The 14649-nt window shown below is 62.6% G+C and carries 11 protein-coding genes; 4 read left to right on the top strand and 7 right to left on the bottom strand.

Going from position 1 to position 14649, the window contains the following annotated elements; translation table 11 throughout:
- Positions 1–14: 14 nt before the first annotated feature.
- From R1T40_RS02390 to R1T40_RS02380, 3 genes are all read right to left on the bottom strand, one after another.
- Positions 15–1295 (bottom strand): DUF3422 family protein, encoded by a 1281-nt coding sequence (locus R1T40_RS02390; RefSeq protein WP_106163346.1) that lies wholly within the window; start codon positions 1293–1295, stop codon positions 15–17.
- Positions 1296–1665: 370 nt separating this feature from the next.
- Positions 1666–3099, bottom strand: coding sequence for an NAD(P)(+) transhydrogenase (Re/Si-specific) subunit beta (locus tag R1T40_RS02385; RefSeq protein WP_106163345.1), 1434 nt, complete (start codon positions 3097–3099; stop codon positions 1666–1668).
- Positions 3100–3112: 13 nt separating this feature from the next.
- Entirely contained in the window at positions 3113–4687 is a 1575-nt protein-coding gene (locus tag R1T40_RS02380; protein WP_317385742.1) for a Re/Si-specific NAD(P)(+) transhydrogenase subunit alpha, read from the bottom strand.
- A gap of 381 nt (positions 4688–5068) precedes the next feature.
- Between R1T40_RS02380 and R1T40_RS02375 the strand changes: the two genes are divergently transcribed.
- Positions 5069–5821: an SDR family NAD(P)-dependent oxidoreductase gene (locus tag R1T40_RS02375; RefSeq protein ID WP_317385741.1), complete on the top strand. Its 753-nt coding sequence runs from the start codon at positions 5069–5071 to the stop codon at positions 5819–5821.
- A 93-nt stretch (positions 5822–5914) separates the two neighbouring features.
- On the opposite strand, the gene R1T40_RS02370 is transcribed toward R1T40_RS02375, so the two are convergent.
- The 4 genes from R1T40_RS02370 to R1T40_RS02355 all read right to left on the bottom strand — a co-directional run bounded on the left by R1T40_RS02370 (position 5915) and on the right by R1T40_RS02355 (position 9981).
- The gene (locus R1T40_RS02370; RefSeq protein WP_317386928.1) at positions 5915–6745 is read right to left on the bottom strand and encodes a gamma-glutamyl-gamma-aminobutyrate hydrolase family protein; all 831 of its coding nucleotides are present in this window, start codon (positions 6743–6745) and stop codon (positions 5915–5917) included.
- 356 nt (positions 6746–7101) lie between these two features.
- Positions 7102–9231, bottom strand: a complete 2130-nt coding sequence (locus R1T40_RS02365) for a malate synthase G (protein WP_317385740.1) — start codon at positions 9229–9231, stop codon at positions 7102–7104.
- 270 nt (positions 9232–9501) lie between these two features.
- The gene (locus tag R1T40_RS02360) at positions 9502–9702 is read right to left on the bottom strand and encodes a hypothetical protein (protein WP_106163341.1); all 201 of its coding nucleotides are present in this window, start codon (positions 9700–9702) and stop codon (positions 9502–9504) included.
- Positions 9703–9762: 60 nt separating this feature from the next.
- Entirely contained in the window at positions 9763–9981 is a 219-nt protein-coding gene (locus R1T40_RS02355; RefSeq protein ID WP_317385739.1) for a hypothetical protein, read from the bottom strand.
- A 123-nt stretch (positions 9982–10104) separates the two neighbouring features.
- Between R1T40_RS02355 and pepN the strand changes: the two genes are divergently transcribed.
- From pepN to R1T40_RS02340, 3 genes are all read left to right on the top strand, one after another.
- Positions 10105–12669, top strand: a complete 2565-nt coding sequence (pepN, locus tag R1T40_RS02350; RefSeq protein WP_317385738.1) for an aminopeptidase N — start codon at positions 10105–10107, stop codon at positions 12667–12669.
- Positions 12662–13108 (top strand): hypothetical protein, encoded by a 447-nt coding sequence (locus R1T40_RS02345; RefSeq protein WP_317385737.1) that lies wholly within the window; start codon positions 12662–12664, stop codon positions 13106–13108. The genes pepN and R1T40_RS02345 overlap by 8 nt, the downstream gene beginning before the upstream one ends.
- Positions 13109–13299: 191 nt before the next feature.
- Positions 13300–14625, top strand: a complete 1326-nt coding sequence (locus R1T40_RS02340; RefSeq protein ID WP_317385736.1) for a hypothetical protein — start codon at positions 13300–13302, stop codon at positions 14623–14625.
- Positions 14626–14649 lie beyond the last annotated feature (24 nt).

Below are 14649 nucleotides of genomic sequence, written 5' to 3'. Positions count from 1 at the left end.
CACTCCCCCACCGATCAATGCAGGCTCTTGCGGATGCGCCGCACCGCCAGGAACACCGCCCCGATCACCACAGGTGTGATGATCGCCGTGAGCATCCCCTTGCTGAGGTCCAGCGCCTTGCCCAGCGGATAGAGCGCATAGGCCGCCAGCGACACCGCGTAATAGCTGATCGCCACCACCGAGAGCCCCTCGACCGTGTGTTGCAGCCGCAACTGCAGATCCGCACGCCGGTCCATACTCTCCAACAATTCCTGGTTCTGTGCCGAGCGTTCCACATCCACCCGTGTCCGCAGCAGCTCCCCTGCGCGCCGCGCCCTGTCCGCCAGCACCGCCAGCCGTTTCTCGGTGGATTGCACCGTGCGCATCGCAGGTTCGAACCGGCGCAGCATGAACTCCGCCATGGTCTGGAAGCCCTCAAACCGCTCTTCCCGCAACAGGGCGATGCGCTGATTCACCAGTGCCTCATAGGCGCCGGTGGCTCCAAACCGGAACGCCGATTGCGCCGCCATTGCCTCCAGCTCTGCCGAGATCGTCAAGAGCTGTGTCAGCGTCTGCTCCGCCGGAACATGGCCGCGGGTCATCTCACCCATCATCTCGGACAGGGAGGCATCCATGGCGCTGATGGTCGGCGTCAGGCCCCGCGCCCGCGAGAACCCAAGCATGGACATGGCGCGATAGGTCTCGATCTCACAAAGCCGCTGCACCACCCGCCCCACCCGCTGCGGGCCGGTGTCCTCGTTGACAAAAAGCGCAAAGCGCACATGCCCGGCCGGGTCGATGCGGAAATCGCCCGCCACCATCGCATTGTCATCCAGAACCGAGGCCATGGCGAGACTTTCGGGCACAAACCAGCTGCGCACCTTGTCCTTGATCTGCTCCTGCGCCGGTCGCGGCACGATGCGGATCAGCGCCGAGGTCACGCGCTGTCCCGGCGCCTGCGCCAGCCAGTCCGGGGGGAACAGCTCGAAATCCTGCGGATCAAAGACACGGTCGCTGACCCCATCGCCATGCAGCGTGTAGGAGACAAATTCAGTGTGCTGCTCCCACTTCAAGGTGTGGCGGCCCAGCTGCGCGGTGTGGTGTGTGGCGCCCGGCTGCGGATGCGGCGCGCCATGGCGATCCAGCAGATCCTTCAGGTGTTGAAGGTCCGCCATCCGGTCCCGATGCACCGCCTCCTTGGGCTGTTTCACCGCCAGATAGGCCACGGTGGCGGGCACCCCAATGGTGGGAAACGGTCGCGCGTGCAGCTCGTTGACAAGCTGATAGCGCAGGGGATGATCTTCTATCGCGGCCATGGCACCCTTCCGGCATTAGTTGCCAGATCCTAGCCAAAGCGGGCGTGTGTTGTAAAGTTTTACTTCTCAATCAATGTGTTAGCGGGATGCAACGGTATACAGACCAGCACGTTTTCGCCCCGAACACATCGTTTGCGGCATCGAGATCGTTGATTGCGGCGAACAGACCGCCATCAAGCGACCCCGCCTTTCGAAGATCCGCATGGATGCTCTGGCGCGTGTTGTGATGGGGGCGGTCTCTTCTGCGAAAGGAGCTGGGGGCGCTGCCCCCGGCCCTGAGCGGGCCTCCCCCGAGATATTTATGGAAAAGATGAAAGCAAAAAGGGCGCTCCAAACGGGGCGCCCTCTGATCTCTTGTAGCTTGTTGCGATCAGCTGATCAGGTTGAGCAGCGTGCTGAGCGACTGTTTTGCGTCACCGTAGAACATGCGGGTGTTGTCCTTGAAGAACAGCGGGTTCTCGATGCCGGAATATCCGGTGCCCTGGCCGCGTTTGGAGACAAACACCTGTTTCGCCTTCCAGCACTCCAGCACCGGCATGCCGGCGATCGGAGAGTTGGGGTCTTCTTGTGCGGCAGGGTTCACGATGTCGTTGGAACCGATCACGATGGCCACATCCGTCTCCGGGAAGTCGTCGTTGATTTCGTCCATCTCCAGCACGATGTCGTAAGGAACTTTCGCCTCGGCCAAGAGCACGTTCATATGCCCCGGCAGACGGCCCGCCACCGGGTGGATCGCAAAGCGCACGTTTTTGCCCTTGGCGCGCAGACGGCGGGTGAGCTCCGCCACATTCTGCTGCGCCTGCGCCACCGCCATGCCGTAGCCGGGGATGATCACGATGCTGTCGGCCTCGTCCAGCGCCGTGGCAACGCCGTCGGCGTCGATCGCCACCTGCTCGCCCTCGACCTCCATTGCAGGGCCCGTGGTGCCGCCAAAGCCGCCCAGGATCACCGACACGAACGACCGGTTCATCGCCTTGCACATGATGTAGCTGAGGATCGCGCCGGACGAGCCCACCAGTGCGCCGACCACAATCAGGAGGTCATTGCCCAAGGAGAAGCCGATCGCCGCCGCCGCCCAGCCGGAGTAGCTGTTCAGCATGGAAACCACCACCGGCATGTCGGCGCCGCCGATGCCCATGATCAGGTGATAGCCGATGAACAGTGCGGCCAGCGTCATCAGGGCCAACGGCACAAAACCACCGGAGCCGAGATACCAGAACAGGCACAGGAGCGACAGCACCGCAGCGCCAAGGTTCAGCATATGCCCGCCCGGCAGCTTCTCCGCCTTCGACGACACCTTGCCCGACAGCTTGCCATAGGCGATCACCGAGCCGGTGAAGGTCACCGCGCCGATGAACACGCCGAGGAAGACCTCGACCCGCAGGATGTTGATCTCGACGCTGTCCTTCTTGGCCAGCAGCGCGGCAAAGCCTTCCAGCGTCTTGCGCGTGCCTTCGTCCATCGCCAGCACCCGGCCCAGTTCGATATGGGCGTTGAAGCCCACCAGAACGGCGGCCAGACCGACCAGCGCATGCATGCCTGCCACCAGCTCCGGCATCTGGGTCATCTCGACCTTCGAGGCCAGCATATAGCCGATCACACCGCCGGCACCGATCAGCACCAACGACAGGAACCAAAGGCCGGAGCCCGGCCCGATCAGGGTTGCAAAGACCGCCAGCCCCATGCCGGCAATGCCGTACCAGACCGCGCGCTTGGCGCTTTCCTGTCCCGACAGACCGCCGAGGCTGAGGATAAAGAGAACCGCCGCGACCACATAGGCCGCCGTCGTGAATCCATAGTCCATGATCTCTCCTCCTTCAGGATTTCTGGAACATGGCGAGCATGCGCCGTGTCACGAGGAAGCCGCCGAAGATGTTAATTCCGGCCATAAAAACGCTAAGCGACGCAAGGAAAATCACCAGCCAGGAGCCAGAGCCGATCTGCATCAGCGCGCCCAGGATGATGATCGAGGAGATCGCATTTGTGACAGCCATCAAAGGCGTGTGCAGGGAGTGCGAGACGTTCCAGATCACCTGGAAGCCGACAAAAACCGCCAGCACAAAGACGATGAAGTGCTGCATGAAGCTCGCAGGGGCCACCAGACCAACGCCGAGGAGCAGGGCTGCGCCCACCGCCAGCAACGTGACCTGGTTCTTGGTTTGTTGCTTGAAGGCAGCGACTTCCTGAGCGCGTTTTTCCTCTGCCGTCAGCTCTTTGGGCGGCTCGGGCTTCTTCTGCGCCGCGATCGCCTGCACCTTTGGCGGCGGCGGCGGGAAGGTGATCTCGCCCGCGTGGGTCACGGTGGAGCCACGGATCACGTCATCCTCCATGTCATGCACCACCTGGCCGTCTTTTTCAGGCGTCAGGTCGGTCATCATATGGCGGATGTTGGTGGCATAGAGGCTGGAGGACTGGCTCGCCATCCGGCTGGGGAAATCGGTGTAGCCGACGATGGTCACACCATTGTCGGTGATGATCTTCTCATCCCGAACGGTGCCCTCGACATTGCCGCCGCGCTCTGCCGCAAGGTCCACAATGACCGAGCCACGCTTCATCGCGGCGACCATATCGGCCAGCCACAGCTTGGGCGCCTCGCGGTTGGGGATCAGCGCGGTGGTGATGACGATATCGACCTCAGGTGCCAGCTCACGGAACTTCGCCAGCTGGGCCTCGCGGAACTCCGGGCTCGACACAGCGGCATAGCCGCCGGTGGCCGCGCCATCCTGCTGTTCTTCCTCAAAATCGAGGTAGACAAATTCCGCGCCCATGGACTCGACCTGCTCCGCCACTTCGGGGCGCACGTCAAAGGCATAGGTCACAGCGCCGAGGCTGGTGGACGTGCCGATGGCAGCCAGCCCCGCCACGCCCGCGCCCACCACCAGCACCTTGGCCGGGGGCACCTTGCCCGCCGCGGTAATCTGGCCAGTGAAGAAGCGATCAAAGTTGTTGCCTGCCTCGATCACCGCGCGATAGCCGGCGATATTGGCCATCGAACTCAACGCGTCCATCTTCTGCGCGCGGGAGATCCGCGGCACCATTTCCATGGCGATCACCGTGGCGCCCTTGGATTTGGCCAGCTCAAGCCCATCCTCATTGCCGCCCGGATTGAAGAAGGAGATCAGCGTTTTTGCCTTGGTCAATCGCTTCAGCTCGGTCTCGTTTGGCTGCCGCACCTTGGCGATGATGTCGGCTGTTTTCCACAGCGCGGCGGCGGTCTTGACCACCTCAACGCCGGCCTCGGAATAGGCTGCATCGGTAAAGCCCGCCGCCTGTCCGGCCCCGGCCTCGATACAGCATTCAAACCCCAGTTTCTGAAGATCCAGAGCCGACGCAGGCGTCATTGCAACGCGTGCCTCGCCCTCAGCTATCTCTTTTGGTGTGCCTATTTTCACCAGTCTTCCCCCTGTCTGCACCGATCACCTCGACCGGTTGCGCACGTTTCGCAAATACCCTACATACACGGCGCAATATTATTGCGCAAGCTTTTCGCTGCGTCGCGGCAAGTCCATGGGATATCAGGCAGTTCCGCGTCTTGCATGGAACCTACCAGTCACTGGACACCGGACGCTCGCGCTCAAAGCAACAGATGTGCGCGAGAATGAAAAGCATCCTCCTCAGAATTCTCGCCCATTGCGACAATTCAACCTCTGTTCGCGCCAATTTCACCCCGCAAACTGCCAGATTGTCCAATCCGGCACAACATTATGACGGGACGGCGTGCTTGCCCTGGCGCAGGCTCGGGATAGGCTCAGTCATCAAGGGAGGACTTCGTCATGAGCATTTCTGGAAAACACGCGCTTGTCACCGGCGGCGGCACCGGGATCGGTCTTGCCATTGCGCGGGCGCTCGCCGCCGAAGGCGCGCAGGTCACCATCACCGGACGGCGCCAACAGGTGCTCGAGGAGGTCGCCACCGCAGGGCTGCACGCAATGACGATGGATGTACGCGACGAAGAGGATGTGCGCACCCGGGTGGCCGCTGCGGTTGCGGCGCGCGGGCCGATTCAGATCTGCGTCGCCAATGCCGGCGTGGCCGAAGGCAAGGCGTTGCACAAAATGAGCCTGCAGTTCTGGCGCGACATGATGGCCACCAATCTGGACGGCGCCTTTCTGACCATTCGCGAATGCATGAAATCGATGCACCAGACGGATTGGGGACGTGTGCTCACCATTTCCTCCATCGCCGGCGTCCGGGGGCTGAAGGGCGCGCCCTGCTACAGCGCCAGCAAACACGGGCTGATCGGTCTGACCCGGTCGCTGAGCGAGGATTACCTTGGCACACCGTTCACCTTCAACGCCCTCTGCCCGGGATATGTGGACACCCCGATCGTAGCGCGCAATACCGCCTCCATCGCCGACCGTGCCGGAATAGACCCCGACGCGGCGCTGCAGATGATGGTGAAGTCGAACCGCCACAAACGACTGATCGCCCCGGAAGAGGTCGCAGCCGCCGCCCTATGGCTCTGTGGGCCAGGGTCGGAGTCGGTCTGCGGCCAGGCCATCGAGATCGCCGGCGGACAGATCTAAGTGGCGCCAGCGCATCGGAGATTGGTCCCCGCTCCCTTGTCCTGAAGATAACCCCGGGCCAGATGCAGAGCGCACCGCCCTGTTTTCATCTTTTCATAAATATCTCGGAGCGCGAGGCAGAGCCTCGCTGCCAACCCCGGCAGCTTCAGGCCGAGAGCTGCAGGGGGCCGGTCTCACCCCCGCCAACCAGGATCGCGCTGCGGTGCCAAAGGCCTCGAACAGCGGCCTCGACACCGGGTCTTCGCCAGCGCGATACTCCGGGTGCCATTGCACCGCGAGCGTGAACCCCGGCGCGTCCTTGACGTAAATCGCCTCCGGCGTGCCGTCCTGCGCCTGACCGTCGATGACGATACGCGCGCCAGCCGTCTTGATGCCCTGCCCATGCAACGTATTGGTCATCACTTCGGTCGCACCGAACAGCTGGTGGAACAGGCCGCCCTCGGTCAGCGTCACCGGATGGCGCAGTGCGAATTTCTCTTCGATCGTGCCATCGGGGGGCATCCGGTGGTTGGACCGCCCCGGCAAATCGCGAATTTCCGGATAGAGCGTCCCGCCAAGCGCAACATTCACCTCCTGAAAGCCGCGACAGATCCCTAGAAACGGCTGCCCGCGCTCCACGCAGGCCCGCACCAGCGGCAGCGTAATCGCATCCCGCGCCCGGTCGAAATCCCCATGCGCCTCCGTCGGATCCTCGCCGTATTCCTCCGGGTGCACGTTGGGGCGCCCACCGGTGAGCAGGAAACCGTCAAAACTCTCCAGAAGCTCCTCAACGCTCACGTAGCGCGGATCGGTCGGGATCAGCAGCGGCAGACAGCCAGAAACATTGGCCACCGCATCCGAGTTCATCGTCCCCCCCGCATGGGTCGGATATTGATCATTCATCAGGTAGGAATTGCCGATAATGCCGACTTTGGGGCGCACGATAGAGGTCTCCAGTTCAGGTTTGTTCATGAAATCAGACGCTGCCCATCACCCTAAAGCGCCTTTCGATTTTGGCGCAAGTCCGCCAATGGCGCAAAGCTCTGTTCACTGACGCACATGACCGCATCTGCGTCTTCGCTGACGTATTCTGCGCGCGCTGTGCGCATGGTGTACGCAAATCGTTGATAAATCGGACACACTCAGTCGGCACACCTCTGAATGAAAGATACGCAACGACAGATAGCACCGAGAGAGCGGCGCGCGCGTACCCAAAAGAAAAGCCGGGGTGCGCCCCCGGCTTTTTGTTCAGGTCCGCCATACGGCTCAACCGGACATTCAAAATCAAACAAGCAGGCGACTTAGCCTTGTGCTTTCAACTCCAGACGCCGCGCATGCAGCACTGGTTCGGTATAGCCTGAGGGCTGCACACGACCTTTGAACACCAGATCACAGGCGGCCTGAAACGCGACACCGTCGAACCCCGGCGCCATCGCGTGGTAGGTCGGATCAGACGCATTCTGCCCGTCAACCACGGCGGCCATCTTCTGCATCGCAGCCATCACCTGTTCCTCGGACACAACGCCATGGTGTAGCCAGTTTGCCAGCGCCTGGCTGGAGATCCGGCAGGTGGCGCGGTCTTCCATCAGGCCCACGTCGTTGATGTCCGGCACCTTGGAGCAGCCAACGCCCTGATCGACCCAGCGCACGACATAGCCAAGGATGCCTTGCGCATTGTTCTCGATCTCGCGCGCGATCTCGATATCTGACAGGTTCTGGCCGTCCATAACTGGAATAGTCAGCAGATCAGCCAGCGTGCCACGGGCGCCCGCCGCCTTCAGCGCGTCCTGACGGGCATGCACATCGACACGGTGGTAGTGGGTTGCGTGCAGGGTCGCGGCGGTGGGCGATGGCACCCAGGCGCAGGTCGCACCGGACTGCGGATGGCCGACTTTCGCCTCCAGCATCTCGCCCATACGATCCGGCATGGCCCACATGCCCTTGCCGATCTGCGCGCGCCCCTTGAGACCACAGGCCAGCCCGATATCGACATTGCGATCCTCGTAGGAGGCGATCCAGGCGGTGCCCTTCATCTCGCCCTTTATGAGCATCGGGCCGGCCTCCATCGAGGTGTGAATCTCATCCCCCGTGCGGTCAAGGAACCCGGTGTTGATAAAGGCCACACGCGATTTTGCGGCGCGGATACATTCCTTGAGGTTCACCGAGGTGCGGCGCTCCTCGTCCATGATGCCGATCTTGACGGTGTTGCGCGGCAGGCCCAGCGCGTCCTCGACATGATCAAAGATCTTCACCGCAAAGGCGACTTCCTCCGGCCCGTGCATCTTCGGCTTGACCACATAGACAGAGCCATGCAGCGAGTTGCCGCCCTCTGCTTTCAGGTCGTGCATTGCGATCAGCACGGTGATCATGGCATCAAGGAACCCCTCGCCCGCCTCGCGGCCCTCGCTGTCCAGCACCGCCGGGTTGGTCATCAGGTGGCCCACGTTGCGCACCAGCAGGAGCGAGCGCCCCTTCAGGGATGCCGCCTCGCCTGCGGGAGTTGTGTAGTCCACATCGCCGTTCAGCACGCGGGTAAAGCTCTTGCCGCCCTTGGAGACCTCTTCGGCCAGGTCACGTCTCATCAGGCCAAGCCAGTTGGCATAGGCCGTCACCTTGTCTTCGGCATCAACACAGGCCACGGAATCTTCGCAGTCCATGATCGTGGACAGCGCCGACTCGAACGTGATGTCATTGATCCCAGCAGTGTCCACAGCGCCGATATTGCCGGAGCGGTCCACTTCAAGGATCAGGTGCAAACCATTGTTTTTCAGGAAAACGCGTGAGGGTGTAGCCGCGTCGCCGGCAAAGCCGGCGAATTTTGCAGCGTCCCGCAGTGCAGGCACAAACTGTCCGTCTTTGACCGCCAGCGCGGCCACGTCACTCCATGATCCCTCGGCCAGCGGGAAAATCTCATCCAGGAAGCTGCGACCCCAGGCAATCACCCGTGCACCGCGCGCGGCATCATACCCTTTGCCGGTCGGCAGGTCGCCCATGGCATCAGTGCCATAAAGCGCATCGTAGAGGCTGCCCCAACGGGCATTCGCCGCGTTCAGCGCAAAGCGCGCATTGGTGATCGGCACCACCAGCTGAGGGCCGGGAATATGCGCGATCTCAGGATCGACATTGGTGGTGTCCACCTCAAAATCCGCGCCCTCAGGCACCAGATAGCCGATCTCTTCGAGAAAACTCTTGTAGGCCGCCGCGTCATGGGGCTGACCGCGCCGCTCAAGATGCCAAGCGTCAATCTGACCCTGAATGGACTCACGTTTGGCCAGAAGTGCGCGGTTCTCATCGCCCATTCCGTTCACCAGACCGGACAGCCCGTCCCAGAACGCGTCGGCGCTGATCCCTGTGCCCGGAAGGGCGCTTTCTTCAACAAAGGCCGCCAGTGTGGAGGCCACCTGAAGTCCATTCCGTTCGATCCGGCTCATAGTTCACCCCTCTTGGCGGTACACGATTGCATGCCGTGTGATACGGGAAAAGTTTCGCATCGGCAACAAAACCGGCAAACTGGAAATGCAAACGCATCTTCTTGTTTTCCAATAAAGTGCTCAAAATTTCCAGCAACCACCGAGGGACGAGAGCGCGATGCAATGCCGAGGGCCGCTGCATCTTTCAACGACCGCACACGTCTACCCTGCCCTTGTCGATGACGGGCTGCACCTGAACCGCTTGTTCTATATATTCGCGCTCAACAAACCTTAGTCGCTCACCCCGACCTGCTCATCCGTCAGCGAGGGAACCTCATCGGTGGCCACCTCCTCATCAGACGCATTGTTGGCGACGGACAGCAGGAAAACCCCAAGCATCACCAATACAACGACGATGGAGACGCGAATGGCAATCAGGCTGGGTTTGTGGCGCTTCTCTTCTTTTTCGATGTTGGTGTCAGGTGCGGACATGTGGCCTCCGGGTATATGCGTTTAGGGTATTTCTCGGCGGAAGCGCCTCTCGGCCGGGGACTATTCCCCGTCGACATCGACGGCTTCGGCCTCTCCGGAAACGACAGCGCTGCTATCATCGCCCAGCGTCGCGGCACCCTCCTCAGCGAAGTCATAAGCCAAGCCAAAGACGGCAAAGCAGAGCACGAGCAGAACAAGTGCCGCGATCAGCCAATATAGCCCGCGCTTGCGTTCACGGACCTCACGCTGGGTGGTCATTGGTGTATCAGCTTCAGCCATGAGCTTCTCCTTTCATAGCGAGAGCACGAAGGGCGCTTGCCCGCCTGCCCTCTCTTGCATAGGTCTTGGTAGACAAACGCGCGTCCGCCGCGCAGGTTCCAAAATTTCTCGAAGGATGCTTTTATGAACGATGCCGCTCCAGCCACGCAGCCCGAGACCTTTTACCTGAAAGATTACACGCCATTCGGTTTTGACGTGGACAGCGTTGAGCTGATCTTTCGCCTCGCTCCGGACACCACGCGGGTGCTGTCAAAGATCCATTTCACCCCGAAACCAGATGCCGCGGATCGAACATTTTTTCTGCATGGCGAGCAGCTGTCGCTGATCTCCGCCCGCATCGACGGCGCCGAGGTCACGCCCGAGCTCACTGCCAGCGGCCTCACCTGCGATGTGCCGGACCAGCCCTTCGTCTGGGGAGCCGAGGTGGAGATCAACCCACAGGCCAATACCGCGCTCGAAGGGCTCTATATGTCCAACGGCATGTATTGCACCCAATGCGAGGCCGAGGGCTTTCGCAAGATCACCTACTACCCCGACCGCCCCGACGTGATGTCCACCTTCAGCGTGCGCATCGAGGGCGACGAAAAGGTGATGCTGTCGAACGGCAACCCGGTGGATACTGGTGGCGGTTTTGCCGAATGGCACGATCCCTGGCCCAAACCGGCCTACCTCTTTGCACTGGTGGCGGGCGATCTGGTCAACCATCCCGACCGCTTCACCACCCGGTCCGGCAAGGAGGTTCTACTCAACATCTGGGTGCGTCCGGGCGATGAGCACAAATGCGATTTCGGCATGAACGCGCTGAAGAAGTCGATGGCTTGGGACGAGGAAGTCTATGGCCGCGAATACGACCTCGACGTGTTCAATATCGTCGCCGTGGATGACTTCAACATGGGCGCGATGGAGAACAAGGGCTTGAACATTTTCAACTCTTCCTGCGTCCTCGCCAGCCCTGAGACCTCAACTGATTCCAATTTTGAGAGAATTGAGGCGATTATCGCCCATGAGTATTTTCACAACTGGACCGGCAACCGGATCACCTGCCGCGACTGGTTCCAGCTCTGCCTCAAAGAGGGTCTGACGGTTTATCGCGACGCGCAGTTCACCGCCGACATGCGCTCCGCCCCGGTGAAGCGGATCGAGGATGCCATCGACCTGCGCGCCCGTCAGTTCCCCGAGGACAACGGCCCCCTCGCCCACCCGGTGCGACCCGAGTCCTTTCAGGAGATCAACAACTTCTACACCGCCACCGTCTACGAGAAGGGCGCCGAGGTGATCGGCATGCTGAAACGACTGGTTGGCGATGCGGCCTACTACACCGCGGTGGATCTCTATTTCGACCGTCACGACGGTCAGGCCTGCACCATCGAGGACTGGATCAAGGTTTTTGAGGACAGCACCGGCCGCGATCTGCAGCAGTTCAAAACCTGGTACAGCCAGGCCGGCACCCCGCGCCTCAAGGTCTCGGAGACATTCGCCGATGGCACCTATACGCTGACCTTCCGCCAGAGCACCCCGCCGACGCCGGGTCAGGACCACAAGGACCCCAAGGTGATCCCCATCGCCGTTGGCCTGCTGAGCGCCGAGGGCGCGGAGCTGGTCCCGACCACGGTGCTGGAGATGACGCAGGCGGAGCAGAGTTTCTCCTTTGAGGGGCTCGACGCCCAGCCGGTGCCGTCGATCCTGCGCGATTTCTCCGCGCCGGTGATCCTTGATCGCGAAACCTCGGCGCAGGAACGTGCCTTCCTGCTGGCCCATGACACCGACCCCTTCACCCGCTGGGAAGCGGGGCGCGAACTGGCCAAGGCCTCGCGCATCGCCATGGTAAAGGACGGCGCCAGCCCGGATGCGGCCTATCTGGAGGCGCTGAAAACGCTGGTCCGCGACGACACGCTTGATCCGGCCTTCCGCGCCCTCGTGCTATCCCCGCCCAGCGAGAGCGAGATCGCCCAGGCGCTGGCGGATCAGGGCGTCACCCCGGACCCGGATGCGATCCATGACGCGGCAGAAACCTTCGCCCAAACCCTGGCACAGAGCCTCTCCGACAGCCTGCCGCGCCTGTTTGCCGCCACATTGGTCGACGGCCCCTATCAGCCCGATGCCATCGGCGCCGGTTCGCGCGCCCTCAACGGTCGCCTGCTCGGCCTTTTGACCCGCATCGACGGCGGCGAGGCGGCGGCGCGGCAATACGAAGAGGCCGACAACATGACGGTGCAGAACACCGCGCTGGCCTGCCTGTTGAAGGCTGAGAAGGGCGAGAGCCAGAGCCGGGCCTTCTTCGAACAATGGCAAGACGACCGGCTGGTGATGGACAAGTGGTTTGCCCTGCAGGTCGCCACGGCCCGTCCTGAACGCGCGCCCACTGTGGCGGCGGAACTGACCAAGCACCGGCTGTTTACCATCAAGAACCCCAACCGGTTCCGCGCGGTGATGGGGGCGCTGTCGATGAACCACGCAGGCTTCCATCAGGCGGATGGCAGCGGCTATCGCCTGCTGGCCGATCAGTTGATCGCGCTGGACGCGCTGAACCCGCAGACCACCGCGCGCATGTGCACCGCCTTCCAGACCTGGAAGCGCTATGACGACGCCCGGCAGGCCTTGATGCTGGCCGAGCTGGAGCGCATCAAATCGACTTCGGGCCTCAGCCGCGACACCAATGAGATGGTGAGCCGCATCCTCGATGCCTGATCCCGGCGCCCCCGGCGCGTTCCGTTTCACACGGTACGCGCGCTCTGTCGCCGCCCTGCTCGTGCTGGCCGCCTGGCTCTGTGCGCTCATCGCACTCTGGGCGGTATTTCAGGCGCGCGGCTGGATCGTGGTACTGCTGGCCCTGCCGGTGCTGCCCGCCCTTTGGGAGCTATGGCGCAACCCCGCCGCCTGGCTGGAACTGACGGATGACCACCTGCGCTGGCAGGCCGCGCGCAGCACCGCCGACATTGCGCTGCACGAGATCGACCATGTGATGCTGGTCACCCGCTGGGATTTCTCCATCCGGGCCACTGTGCATACCAAGATCGGCACCCATCACCGCATTCCGGCCGAAGTCACGCCAAAGGCGCAGGCGCTGGAGGAGGCGCTGGCCAAACGGTCTATCGTCGTTAAAAGACAGCATTTTACTGTTCTCTGAGCTGCATCAATCAGCCGAATTTCGCGCAGTTCTCGCGCGCATTCGGCAGAATGCCGCGCTTTTGCCGCCATTCCTCGGCGCCCTGTCGAAATTCATCCGCCGAACACCCTTTCATTGCCATGATTGCGCCCCAAACCTTGCCGACACTCGGAGACAGACCAAAGACTGCTGAACAACTCCGGGACCACCTGATGCCACTCTCTGCTCTTCCGGCAAAAGACGGCTTGAAGAAGGCGCTGCGCCTGATCTCAAACCACGTACCGCCGCTGCGGTCGTCCGGCGGGCTATCCCTGCCGCGCTCCATGCCGATGTCCCGCAAGGGCGATGCTGCGCCGGATCATGCCGCCCCCCTAAGCCTGGAAGACGTGCTGTCGATCCCGGTGCTTGCCACCAATGCCGAGGACGAGGCCGCCGATGCCGCCATCGCCGAAGGCCGGTTCTTCGCCCGACAGGAGCGCTGGGAGGCGCTGGAACAGCGCATCGCCGCCGCCGATGCCGCGCGCGAGGCGACCCCCGGCGGGGCGCCCATGGCGGACCTCATCGCCTATGGCGCCCGCGCCGATGTGGTGAATGCTGTTGAGCACGCGCTGAACGAAGGTCTGGCCCTGACCGAACGAGTCACGCTGGATGGTATCATGTCGCTGGAACGGGTGCGGCTGGAACAGGCCCGCGCGCCGCTGTTGTCGACGATGGTGGCGCTGACGCATCTGGATATTGCCTGGGCCTGCCGCCGCACCCTCGCCCGCAAGCCGCACCACCGGGCACGGGCCTCGCTGACCAGCCGCGCCGAGGCTCATCAGAGCCGCGCCACCGCGCTCCTGTCGCAAGTACCTGATGCCGCGCGCCCCTTCGTAGCTGCCGCGCGCTGCGCGCTCTATTGTGGTGACACCGGCTCCGACCTGCGCCAGATCGCTGATGACTATATCGGTCTGATCCGGCTTGATCCGCTCAATCCGCGCCACCTGCGCGCCTTGGGCACCCATCTGGCCGAACAGGGCCCAAGCGGCCTCTCGGCGCTGGAGCTGGAGGCCCGCCGTGTCGCGGCCCAGGTGCAGGACCACTGGGGGGCGGCCGGTTACACGTGGGTCTATTTCGACGCGCTGGCCCGCTCCGATGCGGCCTGTCTCGGGGTGGATGTGGCGTTCTTTCTGGACGGGGTGGCCGATATCGTGGCCCGCGCTCCCAGTCAGGAGCGCATCAACCTGCTGTCGGCCTATTGCAGCATTGCGCTGAAACCCGGACAGGACACCCCGCCAGCAGCCGCACAGGTGCGCGCCGAGATCGCCGAGGCCGCCCATTGGCTGATCCGCAATCACCTGCGCGAGCTGCATCCGATGATCTGGGCCCATGCGGCGGCGGGGTTCGACAATGATGCCCAGGTGCGTTCTGTCCGGCAATTTGCCGAGCGGGGCCGCAAGGATGCCCTGCGCGCCATTGCCGATCTGTTCCGGGACGAGATCGAGGCTGGCCACCGGGTGGTGTTCACCCCCGATGGACCAGAGGTGATGGCCGGCTAAGGGGCCGAGGCCTTGCCCCCTCAG

The sequence above is a fragment of the Tritonibacter scottomollicae genome (assembly GCF_032924845.1).
Classification (GTDB): domain Bacteria; phylum Pseudomonadota; class Alphaproteobacteria; order Rhodobacterales; family Rhodobacteraceae; genus Epibacterium; species Epibacterium scottomollicae.
Note: the sequence above shows the minus strand (reverse complement) of the source record. Positions and strands in the feature narration are given on the sequence as shown.